Origin of the sequence: Sporosarcina koreensis (assembly GCF_001531445.1) — a bacterium.
In the GTDB taxonomy this organism is placed as follows: domain Bacteria; phylum Bacillota; class Bacilli; order Bacillales_A; family Planococcaceae; genus Sporosarcina; species Sporosarcina koreensis_C.
The window spans coordinates 20,616-35,682 of record NZ_LQYA01000006.1; the positions used below are offsets into that span (position 1 = coordinate 20,616).

15 protein-coding genes and 2 pseudogenes are annotated in these 15,067 nt (G+C 39.9%); 8 read left to right on the forward strand and 9 right to left on the reverse strand.

Translation table 11 applies throughout. From position 1 onward, the window contains the following. Positions 1–2: 2 nt before the first annotated feature. The 3 genes from AWV70_RS02015 to AWV70_RS02025 form a co-directional block, all read right to left on the reverse strand. Positions 3–947, reverse strand: coding sequence for a ring-cleaving dioxygenase (locus AWV70_RS02015; RefSeq protein WP_060203847.1), 945 nt, complete (start codon positions 945–947; stop codon positions 3–5). Between the two features lie 54 nt (positions 948–1,001). Then, complete coding sequence (locus AWV70_RS02020; protein WP_060203849.1) at positions 1,002–1,445, reverse strand: MarR family winged helix-turn-helix transcriptional regulator; 444 nt, start codon at positions 1,443–1,445, stop codon at positions 1,002–1,004. Positions 1,446–1,551: 106 nt separating this feature from the next. Further along, the gene (locus AWV70_RS02025) at positions 1,552–1,845 is read right to left on the reverse strand and encodes an RNA polymerase alpha subunit C-terminal domain-containing protein (RefSeq protein WP_060203851.1); all 294 of its coding nucleotides are present in this window, start codon (positions 1,843–1,845) and stop codon (positions 1,552–1,554) included. A gap of 201 nt (positions 1,846–2,046) precedes the next feature. Between AWV70_RS02025 and AWV70_RS02030 the strand changes: the two genes are divergently transcribed. From AWV70_RS02030 to AWV70_RS02040, 3 genes are read left to right on the forward strand one after another with little or no spacing between them, the layout of a single operon-like run. Beyond that, complete coding sequence (locus AWV70_RS02030) at positions 2,047–2,607, forward strand: sigma-70 family RNA polymerase sigma factor (RefSeq protein WP_060203853.1); 561 nt, start codon at positions 2,047–2,049, stop codon at positions 2,605–2,607. 52 nt (positions 2,608–2,659) lie between these two features. Next, positions 2,660–3,385: an ABC transporter ATP-binding protein gene (locus AWV70_RS02035; RefSeq protein WP_060203925.1), complete on the forward strand. Its 726-nt coding sequence runs from the start codon at positions 2,660–2,662 to the stop codon at positions 3,383–3,385. Beyond that, positions 3,385–5,847, forward strand: a complete 2,463-nt coding sequence (locus tag AWV70_RS02040) for an ABC transporter permease (RefSeq protein ID WP_060203855.1) — start codon at positions 3,385–3,387, stop codon at positions 5,845–5,847. Before AWV70_RS02035 ends, AWV70_RS02040 begins: the two co-directional genes overlap by 1 nt. Positions 5,848–5,951: 104 nt before the next feature. On the opposite strand, the gene AWV70_RS02045 is transcribed toward AWV70_RS02040, so the two are convergent. Beyond that, the gene (locus AWV70_RS02045) at positions 5,952–6,851 is read right to left on the reverse strand and encodes a glycine betaine ABC transporter substrate-binding protein (protein WP_276525627.1); all 900 of its coding nucleotides are present in this window, start codon (positions 6,849–6,851) and stop codon (positions 5,952–5,954) included. A gap of 605 nt (positions 6,852–7,456) precedes the next feature. On the opposite strand from AWV70_RS02045, the pseudogene AWV70_RS25250 reads away from it, so the two are divergent. Together AWV70_RS25250 and AWV70_RS25255 are read left to right on the forward strand one after the other, a co-directional pair. Beyond that, positions 7,457–7,849: pseudogene (locus tag AWV70_RS25250) on the forward strand (PAS domain S-box protein); the annotation flags it as partial. A gap of 84 nt (positions 7,850–7,933) precedes the next feature. Beyond that, positions 7,934–8,278 (forward strand): methyl-accepting chemotaxis protein, encoded by a 345-nt coding sequence (locus AWV70_RS25255; protein ID WP_414714810.1) that lies wholly within the window; start codon positions 7,934–7,936, stop codon positions 8,276–8,278. A 95-nt stretch (positions 8,279–8,373) separates the two neighbouring features. On the opposite strand, the pseudogene AWV70_RS02055 reads toward AWV70_RS25255, so the two are convergent. From AWV70_RS02055 to AWV70_RS02070, 4 genes and pseudogenes are all read right to left on the reverse strand, one after another. Then, positions 8,374–9,186: pseudogene (locus tag AWV70_RS02055) on the reverse strand (urea transporter). A gap of 414 nt (positions 9,187–9,600) precedes the next feature. Next, the gene (locus tag AWV70_RS02060) at positions 9,601–10,326 is read right to left on the reverse strand and encodes a hypothetical protein (protein WP_060203860.1); all 726 of its coding nucleotides are present in this window, start codon (positions 10,324–10,326) and stop codon (positions 9,601–9,603) included. A gap of 213 nt (positions 10,327–10,539) precedes the next feature. Then, the gene (locus AWV70_RS02065) at positions 10,540–11,016 is read right to left on the reverse strand and encodes a hypothetical protein (RefSeq protein ID WP_060203862.1); all 477 of its coding nucleotides are present in this window, start codon (positions 11,014–11,016) and stop codon (positions 10,540–10,542) included. Between the two features lie 21 nt (positions 11,017–11,037). Continuing rightward, positions 11,038–11,427, reverse strand: coding sequence for a hypothetical protein (locus AWV70_RS02070; protein WP_060203864.1), 390 nt, complete (start codon positions 11,425–11,427; stop codon positions 11,038–11,040). Between the two features lie 324 nt (positions 11,428–11,751). Here AWV70_RS02070 and AWV70_RS02075 point away from each other — a divergent pair, with 324 nt between their 5' ends. Both AWV70_RS02075 and AWV70_RS02080 read left to right on the forward strand, forming a co-directional pair. After that, positions 11,752–12,093, forward strand: a complete 342-nt coding sequence (locus AWV70_RS02075; RefSeq protein WP_060203866.1) for a toprim domain-containing protein — start codon at positions 11,752–11,754, stop codon at positions 12,091–12,093. Between the two features lie 459 nt (positions 12,094–12,552). After that, positions 12,553–12,753, forward strand: a complete 201-nt coding sequence (locus AWV70_RS02080) for a hypothetical protein (protein WP_060203868.1) — start codon at positions 12,553–12,555, stop codon at positions 12,751–12,753. A gap of 88 nt (positions 12,754–12,841) precedes the next feature. Here the strand turns inward: AWV70_RS02080 and AWV70_RS02085 are convergent, their stop codons facing one another. Further along, positions 12,842–14,311, reverse strand: a complete 1,470-nt coding sequence (locus tag AWV70_RS02085; RefSeq protein WP_060203870.1) for a PLP-dependent aminotransferase family protein — start codon at positions 14,309–14,311, stop codon at positions 12,842–12,844. A 306-nt stretch (positions 14,312–14,617) separates the two neighbouring features. Here AWV70_RS02085 and AWV70_RS02090 point away from each other — a divergent pair, with 306 nt between their 5' ends. Next, entirely contained in the window at positions 14,618–14,959 is a 342-nt protein-coding gene (locus AWV70_RS02090) for a toprim domain-containing protein (RefSeq protein WP_060203871.1), read from the forward strand. Positions 14,960–15,067: the final 108 nt, after the last annotated feature.

Here is a 15,067-nt window from a genome sequence, read left to right on the forward strand (position 1 = left end):
AATTACTCCTCCTCAATTGGTTGTAGTTTTTCTTCAATTTCCTTACGGCGTTCCTCTAAAAATGGCGGCAAGTCTAATTTTTCACCAAGCGTTTCAATATCACCATCGATTGTAAAGCCCGGGCCATCTGTCGCAATTTCAAATAGTATTCCGTTTGACTCCCGGAAGTATAAGCTTTTAAAGTAGAAGCGGTCCACAATACCAGATGACTGGAAGCCACGCTCCCGCACTTTTCCATCCCAGTACGCCAACTCTTTTTCATCTTTGACACGGATCGCCAAATGGTGAATGCTGCCACGTCCCGGTTTTTCGGATGGACCGTCTAAAAATTTCACTACGATCTCACCGAACACTTCGCCTTGAACCGATTGGAAAATCGCCTCTTCTTCCGTACGTGACACCTCCGTATAACCGAACATTTCCGTAAGAGTATTTGCAAGTTTATCGATTCTGCGAACAGTCATCTCTACTGAACCCATTCCTTGAATTTGATGCTCTTCCGGTACCGTTGACTTTTCCCACGTTTCCCAATGTGCAACCTTCTCCCCATTAGATACAAGGAGAACCATGCGCAAGCCTTCTGCATCTTCAAAGTGCAAAGCGGGACGGTTTGCGTATGAAATGATGTCACCGTGCTGTACACCGAATTCCTCAAAACGTGCTTTCCAGTAAGTTAAGCTAGCTTCCGAAGGGACGAGCAACCCGATTCGTGTGATAGCATTTGTCCCACGGTGGGTACTGCCTACAACCGGAATTTCAAAAAATGAGAGTTCCGTTCCCGCGCTCCCTGTTCTGTCGCCATAAAACAAGTGATACATGGACGGAGAGTCCTGATTGACTGTCATTTTCACGCGGCGCAAACCAAGTACTTCTTTATAGAAATGATTGTTTTGACTTGCATTTTTTGTGATCATCGAAATATGGTGATGCCCTGGAATTGTATACATGTATTGTTCCTCCTCTTCATTCATTTGATTAGTCAAGTGAATGGGTAAAAAAAATTACCTATTCGGCAACTCCTTTTTTTCACTGTTTCTTTGTACACGTGACATGAGTGTATATAAGGTTTTCATTTCTTCTTCTGATAAACATTCCTCAAAAAACGAAGACTGGAACGCAAGCTGGGCTTCAAATGCATTGTCCAATTTTTGACGACCTTTATCCGTTAACGAGATTGTTTTCGTCTTCCATTCCTGCTTTCGTACAATGAGCCCTTCCTTTTCCAGGCGAGTGAGCATGCGCGAAATACCGCCTTGTGTCACAGTCACTTTCTCAGCTAATTCACTTTGTGTTAACGGTTCATATGTCGAGATTTGCATTAACACATCAAATTGCGCAGTCGTCAAATCATATTGTTTTAAAAACTCATTTGAAAGTAGATTGCTTTGATGAGTGAATCGAGTGAGCCGCAGCCAAATTAACGATCCGCGTGTATTCTTTTGCATATTGCTCATCACTCCCTTTCTCTACTATCACTTTACCACTCAACTGACGGAGATGCAAGCGAAATATCTCGAATTAAAGATTTGAATAAATTCCTGGAAACTTGGTTTACTTCTTAAATGATAACCCATTGGCTTTCAAAGCATCTCTAAGCTTCGGTAAAGAAGCGGGTCCCATACCGTGAAATTGCAAAATCTCGTTTTCACTACAAGTCGATAGCTGTTGCAAAGAAGTGATACCGTTGCTTTCCAACGCCCTTCTTGCCGGTGCTGAAAGTATCGAAAGAAATCCATTTTCAGGTTTACGTTCTTGCTCACAAGTCGGACATGTCGGGCAATCGCTGCTTTTATAGTAGCTATGTCCTTTGCTACAAGTCCGTATAGTTTTCTTTGAAGTTGTCATTGGTAATCCTCCTTAAACAAAACAAAATACAGTTTTCAACTTCCGGCATAGCATATGTTACTTTGGCTATTCTACACATTTTCTCCCTCCCACACTACCCCCTATCCCAAATACGTTATCCTTAGTAAGAAGTAAACTTTTAAATAATTTTGAATCGAAATGGACTTTTGTAGGGTCTAATAGAGTGAAGGGGGGTGCGAGATGTTAACAACTCAAAATACACTTGTGGAAAAGGCTCAATCGGGGGATGAAAAAGCCTTCTATGAACTGCTTGAACCATTACAGACACAATTATATCGAATTGCATTTGTATATGTTCGGAACGAAGATGATGCTGTTGATATTTTTCAACAATCTGTTGTTCGTGCATTTGAAGGACTACCTAAATTAAAAGAGCCAAAGTACTTCTCTACTTGGTTAACACGTATTGTTATCAATTGCAGTAAATCATACATAGAAAAAAATAATCAGGTCAAACTTACCGATCCGCTCAAGTTTGATGATTATGAATCGAAAAGCACTACTAATATAGATGAACAATTGGACTTATGGCAGGCATTAAGCCGGTTAGAGGAAAAATATAAAACAGTTTTACTGCTGCGTTTTTATCAAGATCTTGTCGTAAAGGAAATTGCTCTTATTTTAGACTGCCCAGAAGGGACTGTAAAAACAAATATTCGGCGAGGTTTGCAAGCTTTGCGCCAACAGTTGAAAGGAGCGTATATAGATGAGTGGGTTCAATCCATTGAAAGAAGTGATTGAAAAGATCCCTGTTCCGCAATCGAGATTAACAGAAGTGTTACGTATTGAAGGCATGTCAAAAGTTTTCAAACAAAAAGAACACCGGGTGAATGCATTACAAAATATTCACTGCACCATATTTCAAGGGGAAATGGTGGCCATCATGGGGACAAGCGGATCGGGGAAAAGCACCTTGCTCAATATGATCAGTGCCATTGACGAACCAACTTCGGGCACTATTTTTCTATTCGGGAAAGAGGCGAATGCCATTTATAAAGAACCAAAAGCATCGAATTTCCGCAAAGAAAATATCGGGTTCATCTTCCAGTCGTTTCATTTATTAAAAGATTTGACGGTTGAAGATAATATAGCGCTCCCCCTTATTTTACAGGATGTACCGTCCAAAGAGATTGAATCTCGTGTACATATGATGATGAAACAATTGGGAATCGCGAACTGGAGAAAGCATCGTCCACATGAGCTGTCGGGTGGGCAAAAACAACGCGTTGCCATTGCCCGTGCCATTATTACGAAGCCTCCAATTTTGTTAGCCGATGAACCGACCGGTGCCCTCGATGTGAAAACAACAGATGAGATTCTACAATTGCTTGTAGATCTACAACACAGTGGACAAACCATTCTGCTTGTAACACATGATCCGTACGTTGCAACATTTGCAAACCGGGTTCTGTTTTTCCACGATGGATCGATTGCAGATTCTTATCAAAATAAAAAAACAGATGCCGACTTAGATAACATTCTTACCAAGTTTAAGACCGTCACACGAGGTGAGGGATAATGTTCGACCTAAAATCGATTGCCATTAAATTATTCCGCGCAGCTAAGACCCAAGTGTTGACGAGCATCAGTATTATTACCATTTCAATTTGTTTAATCATGACGATGGGCGTGTATATGTGGAACGCCAAAGCGCAGATGGAATCAGAAATTTATCATCTATTCGGCAATGCGGATATGACAGTTGGCTATAATCCGGAACAGCAGAAATGGATAACATCAGAACAATTCAACTCCATCGCGACGATGGAAGGTGTAGCGGAGGTTTCCCCCGTTTTACTGACGGCGACAAATGTTGAAAATGTTTTGCCTACCGTTTATACAATAGGCGTCAATAACGATGCGCTTGTAAAAAGCCGGTATCATTTCGAAGAAAATCTAGACGAAAACGAAGTGATTTTATCACAAAAGATCGCCTCTCTATTCGATAAATCGATTGGTGATACAATCGAAATTGAATCCGATCCTTATGTGATTAAAGAAATTCTAACGCCTCTCCCTGGAGCTTCAGATGTTAAGATTATTATTTTGTCAAATACTACTGTAAGACAATGGCTAGATATTACAAATGACAATGCTGTTGGCCTTTTCACATTAATGAAGCTAAAAGAAAATGCGGCACCTTCATTGATTGCAAATAAAGTAACTGAACTAGACGAGACATTGCGCATTGATATTACAAACGAGTATGATTTTGTGAAAGCTAATTTCCAATCACTCGCTATTTTTATGGTTGTGCTCTCTATATTCATTTTGATAATTACTACAATGCTATTGACGTCTACATTCCAGCTTGTATTCTACAAATTAAGGGAACAATTAATGGTGTTGCGTGCACTCGGTGCGACCAAAAACCAAGTCGGGAAAATTGTTCAAATACAACTAGTAACAATCATTACATCAGGCGTTATCTTCGGCACTATATGTAGTGTAATCATCATTACGCAGTGGTTGCCGCTACTAATAGAAAAAATGCAACTGCCAGAAGCGAAGACGGACTTCCCATTGTGGCTTGCGATAAGTATATGTGCATTTACTTTCATGCTCCTCCAGGGTGTTATGCAATGGCAAGTGAAAAAAAGCATGCGGCTTTTGCCACTGCAAATCGCATCAGATAATCACGAATCATCGCCTCGTATGACAAAAACGAAGTTATATGTGGCGGGCCTTTTCATTGCAATCGCATTGATTTGTCTTTTTTCTGCGGCGTTTGAGCAAAACGATAGCCGACGAGCATTGCAAACCGTCATCGGCAGCCTGCTTATTTGCACCACCATCCTAACTACGATCCCGTATCTTTTTAGCCTGCTCCTGAAGTTTGTCCTTCAGCCGATCAGAAGGATATTCGGGAAGGAAGCTTATTTGGCGTGTCAGCAACTTATGTCGCAAGTTCGGAAAAACATGCCCATCGTGCTAAGTGTTATAGGCTTAATGGTCATATTGATATTTGGAACAACATTATTTAAAACTGTTCAGGAGAATGAGAAAGCCTATATTCAATTTTTATACGAAACGCCCATAGTCATTCACAATGACTTGCAAGATCCTACTTTGACAATTGATATAATCCGGGAGATTGAGGCCCTTCCCACCGTTGATTACGCCTATGCGAAAAGCGATTATCCAATTGTGGACTTCTATTTACATGATAGGTGGCAGAGTGTGAACTACACATCCATTGACATGAAGAAATTCACTGAAGTCGGGAAATTACCAGAACTACATGGAAAAGTTGAAAATGGCGTCATTGTTTCAACACAATTCGCGAAGGAGCATTCGCTAACTATCGGGGATTGGCTCAACACCGGGAAGTTCAATGTTGACTTGCAGTACGTCGAAGAAGTTGAACCGGTTCAAGTTATATCCATTACAGATCAGTATGGGAAAACACCTATTTTGTTTGATTGGTCCTCACCCTTTGTGAGTAATTCTTACGCAATCGTGAATGAGATCATGGTAGAAACATCAAATATTCAACAAACAATGATGGATTTACAGTTTTTACATGAGCAATGGCCAGCACTTACTTTTTCGGATTATGAAACCTTTTCGGATGAAAATAATCGGATGTTTTATCAGCGTTGGAGTTTGTTCGTGGGCATTATAATTATTCTTATAGCCGCAACTTGTCTCGAAGTCATTCAAACGTTACTGCATACGATTTACGGAAAGCGTAGTGACTATGCGATCCAACGACTCGTCGGCCTTACGCCGAACGGACTTATTAAACTGATTTTGACGCAAGTATTATCGTTTGTCTTATTCGGTCTAACTGTCGGAACAATGATAGGCTATCTTTTAACGCAGCTGCTTGCCTCTATTGACGCGGATACGGTTGTCGTTTTTGATCATACAACGCTTCTTTTTGTCATTGGCTTCTTTTTGTTTTTGACATACCTCATTTTCAGTGTGCAAGGATACTTCATTAGCCGCAAGACATTGACTGCCGAGTTAAGTGACTAGCTAGCACATTCACGTTCTAATGATAACAGCATAATTTTTGGCGCTAAAAAAGTCGCATACGACGCTGGTATTGCATGCGTCGGTATGCGACTTGGATTTCATCGTCAGCTCTTCAAATCTTCTATTGAATTAACGTCTTCCATATAAGCCGGAACCACGAGTCCTTGTCTGACACCGGTCATATTCGGACCAAGATCGTCAAATTGCCCTTCGTATTTTTCCACATATACTTTGTGGGTATAGGGCAGCCAAGGGGCGACTGATGCATCAGCTCCGCCGCTTGCGAGCGAAGAAAATAGCGGGCCGGGTTCAACTGAAGACAATGTAACAGTATACCCCATGTCTTCCAGCACAAGTTTCATCATGTTATGGCTGGCAAGTTCACTGTCCCATGGTGCAAAGACGAGCGTAATCTCATCGCCATCGACAGGATCTACGCCATCTGTCCATTCCGCGATTTTTTCAGGATTCGCTTCGACCCAATGACGGGCAGCTTCTTCTGGTTCAACGCCATCTTCAATCTCAATCATGATCTCCCCCATGTCTTCTGCTTCCCAATGGAAACGGTCCAAAATCGTATACGCTTCAGGCATATCCTCTTTCAAACCGAGGCGTGCGTATGTGTGAATTTGCTCCTCATCCCCGTAAATCTGTTTTGGATCATCTAAAAACTTTAAATCATACGTCAAGAACTTCCAATGCGGGTTCCAACCCGTGACAATAATCGGTTCTTTGTTGTCATACGCTCTTTTCAAAGCAGCGGTCATTGCAGCACCGTTACTTGAAGTAACTTTCCAATCTGATAAATCGTACTCGGTCATTACCCTTTCCGTAGCTTGCATATGGCCTGATCCCGGATCTATTCCGACAATTTCATAGCCAACTGAATCACCGACAGTTTGATCCCCTTTTTCTTGTTCTGCACTCGTTGAACCACAAGCTGCTAGGCCTACTGCTAAAAATGCGGCAGCTCCAAGCCCTGTGAATTTTTTCAACAATGTCATGAATACGTTTCCCCCTATGTTAGTTACAAGTTTCTTAAAACGGGTTTCTAAAGAATTGACTCAGTGAGATAAGCGTGAGTCAGTAGAAAAGAAAAATTCGAGTAGTAAGTGAGGACTGACACGAAAGTTCAGCTAATGGTATTTGAAACTTGGGGTGTTTTTAGTGCAATGCATCTGTTTCGACCACTCCCATCTACCTCGTCCCGCGTACTGAAAATGACGAGTTTTTAGTGTATGGCGACATAACAACCGTAACATAGATAAGGGAGGAGCTGGGCGCTCTATGGAAGATTAAGGCTTTAGGGCTATAGCATATTCTACTCTCCCCCCTTCTACCGCAAGACCCTAGATTTAGAGATTCACTTTATGATATGGTTGGTAAAAGAATTTATTGGTACCTTTGTCCAATCATATAAACGAGCGAGTGGGATAATATACTATTATTAGTATGTATTACAATGTAGACAATTAGTTGCTGAACTATCGAATAGGATAGTAGTATTTGCCACTCCTAATTAAACCGGTATTCTGTCAACTCGTTCTGCTTACTTTCATCGTAACTGCATTATTACTAAACAGTTTGGGAGGGTCGCTAGTGTCAGCTAGTGTCAGCTACTCGCATTTACTCCAGTTCGCAAGTTTTAGATCAAGCCGCAGTTTTATCTGCACTGGAATCCAATTTAGCAATGATTGAATTTAACCTACACGGGAATGTCATTTGGGTTAATGAAACTTTTGCACATACTTTAGGATATAAGGTACGTGAAATGAAGAACCTTAATCATGAACAATTTTGCACAAAAGAATATAGAAATAGTAAAGACTATGCAAACCTATGGGGAAATCTCCAACGGGGGATGAAATTCCAAGAGAAAATCCAGGGGATCGGAAAAAAGGGGAATCTTCTGTGGCTTGAAGCTACCTATATTCCAATCCTAGATAAGGATAGCAAAGTAAATGCCGTTCTTAAAATGGCTACTGATATTACGGAACGCGAGCATAAAGGTGAAGAAATTGTTTCCGGACTCAATAATATGTCAATTGAATTAGGGGATATCGTCGTTTCTCGCTCCAAGGAAAATATGCAAGCCCTTGAGGCATTGAGGGAACAAACTAAACGTGTTAGCGAAATATCAAAGACTATCCGATATATCTCTTCCCAGACGAATTTATTAGCGTTAAATGCAGCTATTAAAGCCGCTAGAGCTGGTGAATTTGGCCGTGGATTTGCAGTTGTAGCTGATGAGGTTCGTAAGTTGGCTACGAATGCAGAGAATGCAATTAAGGACGTCAATCATAATGTGGAAAATATAACGAGCGAAGTATCTAAAGTGAGCGAAATTACGGAAAACCTACAAATGACAGTTGAAGAAACGCGAGCGAAAATTAATAAGGCAATGGACGACTTTAGAGAACTAAATGCTTAGATAAAAGATACCGAAAGCAGATGCATCCAAAACGCCTTCAGCAGCAATTGTGTAAGAACTGACTTTAGATGAGGTTCTATAAAGCAAAAACAAATTTATAACCTCGGCAATACTTTCCTAACGCTAAGAACTATCCATGTGCTTAATACAAAGGGCATGGTTAATGGAGGAAGCCCAAAAGGGAGAAGCCATGAGTGAAGACTCGCTGTGATTGGAACAGTCAAACACGCAGCGAAAATCCCTGTAACATAAGAGAGTGGCCGTTTGCTTGTATTGAATACGACCGCTACCGCGATGGCAGTTAAAATACCATTGTAGCCGTACAAGCCTACAAATATTAATGAACGTTCCGCCCCTAGTACTAAAGCTGTTACTAACGCTACTGCATTTCCCAATAAAGCATAAAGACCATATCACCAACCAGCCCAAAAAACGGCAACGAAAAGCAAAATTCCGGATATTGTATAATCGAGAAAAAATACTTGTCCGATTCCGGTAAAGATGCCTTCTTTCAAATTAAACGGCCCGGTAATATCCAATTTCCATTGCCACAAACTTTGAGGAACGAGTGCGTTACTAATATGTACTGCACTTAGACGATAAGAGATTAGCAACGTAAACAAAGTTAATCTAACAAAAGGGAATGTTAGAACCGGCAAGCCCGTATTTTTCATCACATGCATCAATGCGGCAGTCACGATGGCAGCAAGAAAGGCACCGATTAGACTGAGGATCCAATGGTATGGACCCGTTAGAAATAAGTACAAGGCCATGCCTGTAAGTAAAGAGTTAAAACCAAATAGGCCTTGATTAACGAGCTTTTCATCAGCACCTCCCAATCTTCCTACTAATGTGCCAATCATTGTAGATAGCAAAGCAATGACTCCTAAAGAAAAGGAAGATACCATAATGGCAAGTAGAATGATAGCTCCAGTACAGCATTTTCTATCAAAATAACTTGAGAAATCCCTTTCAGTGATACTGTCAAAAAACGAAACCGGTTGACGGATAAATTATTTTTCAACGTATGTTCCCCCAATCGTCATGTCGTTTCGCGTTCGATTTCATGGAAAGTAATCATCACTTCGTCTTGGATCAAAACGACAGACTACAATTTTGCATACGCCAAATAAGGGAATAGTCTGCAAATTTATTGTAAGCTAGAGAGGCTTGAAATGCAATTGAAGTTCAATCATTTGGGGCAAACTTACTTTATCTAATCTTAGATTACATCTCCTATTTGAAACTCATGGCTTTTTAAATTCAATAATAAAAAAAAGGCGCCAGTCGCGTAAACACAGCTGGTACCATTACAATATGATCTAACTCTCAAGCGATTCACTTACTACCTCTTCCTTCTCTTCCTCAGCAGAAACCTTCTCATTCATGTCGTTAGAAGATTCCGCCGCTTTCCTAATTTGGTTGTTCACCTCATTATCGAGGCTTCTCATACGCTCGGCAAGTTCGTTAATTTTCTTGGCCTTACTCTCCACAAATGTCCCGCGCCCCAGGTCATTTTTCATTTCCGTTTTGAGTCGGCGATGCGCATTTTCAATCGGTACTTTCACTTGTTTTAACGCATTAACTTGTTCAAGCGATTGAACTGATTGAAGAAGAGATGTCAATTGTTCACTTCCGTTTTGTTCCTGTATTTTAGCAGCTGCTTTTTGCTTTTCTTCTTGTTCACGCTGTTCTCTTTCTCGTTTCTGCGCTTCTATTGCTGCCATTTGTCCTTCGATTTCAGCAATTTGTTCATCGAATGCTCCCAGTTGCTCTTTAATCGTCGAAAGTTCTTCCCCAGCCTCTAATGTACGTTCTATTAATTTACTTTTCGCCTCTTGAACTTTTTGGCGTTTTTCCATTAAGCTTTCAATCATGTTGGCAGACCTTTCTTGCCAATTCCCTAGCTGTGCTCGTGCTTCGTCGCTAATCATAATCGTATCTCTTTTGCCAGATTTCCCCGCGTCCTCATCATTTGCTTTTTGGGTAACCTGTGGTGAATAAGTTTTCGCGACTAGACTTACTTTTACTCCACTAAACACTTTCATTTCCCAACACCGCCCTTTTAAGCTTCTTATCTCTTTATATCGACATATATTGGGTTTTATTTAACAATGTGCCAGCCAACCAGACAAACATGTTTGTTTTAACTCCTGAAACGAAAAAAAGTTATTCGAAAGTCCAGCATTCGAATAGCACTTTTCTTCAAATCATCCGTTATTTACTGGTAAGTTCGTTGTCATTCCGTGGAAAAAAGTATGTCAACGTGATAATCGCTCCAATATCTCAACAGCTTTCATATTACTTTGATAACCAATTAAGTTACCAAACTTAAAATTCTTCGATGCCCTTGCCCCAAATTCCGCAATCCAATCTCTTCGTCCATTACTATCAGCAGATGTTTCATACATATTAAAATTGGACGGAACACCTGGCGCATTTCGTTTTAAATAGTTAGTAGCACGCTCATAATCAAATGTTATAAGAGCATGTTCCTTTAAAGATATTTCTCCAGCTTCATATAATGCACTGGATAGTTCAACAAGTTCCCCAAAAGTAGCATTTCGAACATCGTATCTACTAGAAAGTTCTTCATAAACAATGGATGAGTCCTTTTGTGTAATTACTACTGCTTCTGGTACTTTAAATACTTGTTCCCCAGTAGTCTCCATTTTCATTGCTGTACTTTTTGTATACAAAGATGTTGTTTGATAAGGTGCGACAGTACTAATATTCATGTAAGTATTCCTCCTACCTTTTTAGATACCTGTTTTATACTTTGTAATCCCGCTTTCCTTCTCCCAAGTTGCCTTGGTCTCTCTCTCACGCATTTGTGGATTAGATGATAGTTCAAGTTGTTTCATCAGCTTATCATGAGCAATATCGACTAAATTTCCCGATTCATTTTCCACTGTTCCATCAGGATTCTCCTTTTGTTTTGTCTCCATAACAAGAATTTCATCCCCATTGGCTTTTACAACATATTTGCGGATATATCCGCCTTCATTTCTAACTACAAATTTGGGTTTATTGTTCTGTAATTCATCCTCATCCAACATCAAGTGTGAAAGATTTTGCTCTTTAGCTTCTTTGTTTTTCAGCGTTTTGATATAACCCATTGCAGCAACATTACTAGATTGAATCTTCACTGTAACTGCCTCCTTCTATTCATCAAACTTTCCAATTAATACTTCTATCGGTTATCACACAATATTTTGAAGTTATACCTTGATTGTTCATTAACGCTCTCATTTTCTGATTCTCTTCTTTTTATGACTGCACAGGGAATTCCATAACGGCGGCTTTGACGTGTAGGGGGCCAGCCGCCTAAACAAACATGAATTTCTCGTTTGTTTAAACTTTCACGTCAACTAACACTAATCTCCACCCTAACTATGAATTAGTAAAACTCCGCCATTTATGCGATAATAATAGAACTAGCGTTTCTATTATCGAGTAAAAGAGGTGTACTCATGAAACCCGTCATCCTAGCTGAAAAACCATCTCAAGCGAAAGCGTATGCGGACGCTTTTTCTGTGCGGAGGCACGAAGGGTTCCTGGAGATCAACCCGTGTCCGATCTTTCCGGAAGGTGCCTATATCACATGGGGCGTCGGTCACTTGGTCGAGTTGAAGGAGCCGCATGCATACAACCCTGCTTGGAAACGTTGGTCGCTCGGAAGTCTGCCAATCCTACCCGACCGATATGAGTTTCAAGTAGCGAAAGGGAAGTTCAAGCAGTTTCAGATTGTGAAGAAGCTCATTCGCGGGACGGATACGGTCATTAATGCTTGCGACGTGGATTTATCTTCATAAAATCATGTGTACATAATAAACAATCTTATCCTTATTTAAATACTACATAGATATCTCGCTATTTTTTCATTTGTACATAAATAAAAAATGCGCATAATCAGATTTAACATCTAGATTTATGTGCATTTTCAAGTTTCTTTTATCTTTAATTCCCTAAATTGTTGCCATTTAATTTGCACGACTGCTTAACCATTTCCGGTTAGTTGCCCCAAACCTTATCCTTTATGTTTTTATTAATTGTACAAGTATTTATATAAGTAGATTTAACAATATCAAAATCGAAACGTTCCAGTACTTTCAAACGGATGAATGGTATGCTTATAGATAGTTTTAGTAACTGTTCAATTCCCTCAAAAAGTGGTTGGTTTAAATAACCCTTAATTGGATGGTTCTCGAAAATGTTTTATATTATAAAATTATAACGATAGAATAAAAAATATTTATAAGAAGGAGTAAGTCATGACGGTAGCACTCATCGTTTCATTCATTTTTGTAGTTATTGTTTTAGCTGTCGGACTAATTATGACCATATCCGCAGCTAATTCTATGAATAAAGGTTACAAGGGTGAAAACAGTTTTTCTTCTTTGCTATGGGCTTATGTTCTAGCAATCCCATTTATTATTATAGTAGTTCTTGTAGGTATATTTATAATTTATTAACAACAGAGGACGGTTCGGAACCAGTGAAATAGTACATGTCGTTCTCGTGTCTCAGTAACCGTCTAAGATTGCTGGGGGAACTAAAAAGTTATTGGAGTTCTCTAGAATTTACATTTTCAAACATTCCCCCATTATTTCTTAGCGCGTAGACAAACCTAGAAATGCCTTCTTTTATTGAAGCTTCGTTCCCTTTGCCATAAGTAAATCGAATGTATCCATTTTTCGAGCCCATTATTCTCCCAGGTACAAATGAAACGCCTTTTTTCATGGATTCTTCAAGTAACTTATATTCATCAATTTCGTGATTTATTTTACACCATAAATGAATTCCGCCTTGTGGCACTAAATATGTAACCTCATCTTTAGATAAGCTGTCCAATGCCAAAATTAACGCATTCCTTCGCTCTCTCAGTTGAATCCTTAAATCTGAAACGTGTTTGTCAAATTGGGGGGAATCTAGAAATTGATTTGCTATCCATTGCGGAAAAACACTATGGCCAAAGTCAATTTGCTGTTTGCCGTCTGACAAGCGTTTAATCACTTTTTCCGGACCAATAATCCAACCAATGCGCAGTCCTGATGCAACCACTTTTGATAACGAACTAATGTATAAAACATTATCATTATCGTCCATTGACTTTAACGTAGGTCCAATGCACCCGTCGAATGACGTCAAATTATAAGGATCATCCTCTATTATGGGGAAACCGTGCTTTGATGATAATTCCAATATTCTCTTTCGGCGTTCCAGCGACATTTTCGTGCCAGTAGGATTTTGATAATCAGGATTTAAGAAGAGCATACGAATTCGATGTTTTCTTTGTAAAGCTTCAATATCATCAGGATTTACACCATGTTGATCAACTGGGAGTAAGAGCGTTTTAACACCAAATGATTGAAAGATCGGTAAAGAGAATGCATAGGATGGGTCTTCAATCGCTACTGTATCCCCTGGTTTTAACAAGCATTGAACGATTAGGTGTATTGCTTGCTGGGCACCCGATGTAATCAATATGGAGTCCGGCTCAACTACCATACTTTTATAAGTTTTCATATGTTTACAAATGGTCTCCCGTAATCCCGCATCGCCTAAAGGATGATCGTAACCTAAATGCTCATCAAATGCATGCTCCTTAAGAATCCTAGCGAATTGGACGTTAGGTAGTAAATCTGTTGCAAGTTCCCCGCTTGATAGGTTAATCACTCCTTTTTGCTCAGTTTCATTACGAAGTTTTTGTACCAACGGAAGATTCGGAAGAAATGAGCCATCCTCTACATATCTCCCCCAATTGGGAACCCTTTTATGAGTTAGCCCCCATATATCCGTATTTATATACGTGCCGCTTCCTATCTTTCTGACAATTAATCCGACTGCCTCTAGCTCATCATAAGCAGTCACTACCGTACTTCTATTAACCTGTAAGTTTTTTGCCAACTCACGTTCAGATGGTAATGGCTGGTCCTGAGATAAATCTCCCGATATAATTGCATTCTCTATTTGTTCTACAAGTTGCCTATACATAGGTTTTTTTATTGAACGGTCTAGCATAAATTGCATTATACTCCACCCTTTATTTATAAGTTTTCATATAACAAATTATGTATTATGCTCATAATGATACAGTAAATGCTATTATAGCATCTCCTGACATCAGTATCCTGAAGTAGTGTTAAAGATGACCTTGGCCATGAATCGGATGTCAGTCACTCAAACAAATGAAACAAACGTGAATTCCCCCACTTGTTCAACCTTTCATGAAGATTAATCTCACTTTAGATCCTTGCTCCCAACTCGTAAACTTCTTCCATTTATGCAATAATAACAGAACGAACGTTTCATCATATAATGAAAGGAGGGGCTAGTGTGAAGCCAGTCATCCTAGCCGAAAAACCATCCCAAGCGAAAGCGTATGCAGACGCTTTTTCCGTGCGGAAGCATGAAGGATTTCTTGAGATCAATCCATGTCCAATTTTTCCTGCCGGAGCATTCATCACATGGGGGGTCGGCCATCTCGTTGAATTGAAGGAACCGCATGCTTACAATCCCGCTTGGAAACGTTGGTCGCTCGGGAGTCTACCGATCTTGCCGGAACGGTATGAGTTCCAAGTGGCGAAGGGGAAATTCAAGCAATTTCAAGTTGTGAAGAAACTCATTCGTGGGACAAATACGGTTATTAATGCTTGTGACGTGGACATATCTCCATAAAAATCCAAGCACATAATAACTACATTTATCCTTATTAGTGCTCTTCATATATATCCGACTACAAATTCCTTTGAACAAAAATATAAAAACGCACATAACCAGATAAAG

Coding starts and splice junctions, on each gene's coding strand:
- AWV70_RS02015 (WP_060203847.1), bottom strand. CDS start 947: ATGTATACAATTCCAGGGCATCACCATATTTCGATGATCACAAAAAAT.
- AWV70_RS02020 (WP_060203849.1), bottom strand. CDS start 1,445: ATGCAAAAGAATACACGCGGATCGTTAATTTGGCTGCGGCTCACTCGA.
- AWV70_RS02025 (WP_060203851.1), bottom strand. CDS start 1,845: ATGACAACTTCAAAGAAAACTATACGGACTTGTAGCAAAGGACATAGC.
- AWV70_RS02030 (WP_060203853.1), top strand. CDS start 2,047: ATGTTAACAACTCAAAATACACTTGTGGAAAAGGCTCAATCGGGGGAT.
- AWV70_RS02035 (WP_060203925.1), top strand. CDS start 2,660: ATGTCAAAAGTTTTCAAACAAAAAGAACACCGGGTGAATGCATTACAA.
- AWV70_RS02040 (WP_060203855.1), top strand. CDS start 3,385: ATGTTCGACCTAAAATCGATTGCCATTAAATTATTCCGCGCAGCTAAG.
- AWV70_RS02045 (WP_276525627.1), bottom strand. CDS start 6,851: ATGACATTGTTGAAAAAATTCACAGGGCTTGGAGCTGCCGCATTTTTA.
- AWV70_RS25255 (WP_414714810.1), top strand. CDS start 7,934: ATGCAAGCCCTTGAGGCATTGAGGGAACAAACTAAACGTGTTAGCGAA.
- AWV70_RS02060 (WP_060203860.1), bottom strand. CDS start 10,326: ATGAAAGTGTTTAGTGGAGTAAAAGTAAGTCTAGTCGCGAAAACTTAT.
- AWV70_RS02065 (WP_060203862.1), bottom strand. CDS start 11,016: ATGAATATTAGTACTGTCGCACCTTATCAAACAACATCTTTGTATACA.
- AWV70_RS02075 (WP_060203866.1), top strand. CDS start 11,752: ATGAAACCCGTCATCCTAGCTGAAAAACCATCTCAAGCGAAAGCGTAT.
- AWV70_RS02080 (WP_060203868.1), top strand. CDS start 12,553: ATGACGGTAGCACTCATCGTTTCATTCATTTTTGTAGTTATTGTTTTA.
- AWV70_RS02085 (WP_060203870.1), bottom strand. CDS start 14,311: ATGCAATTTATGCTAGACCGTTCAATAAAAAAACCTATGTATAGGCAA.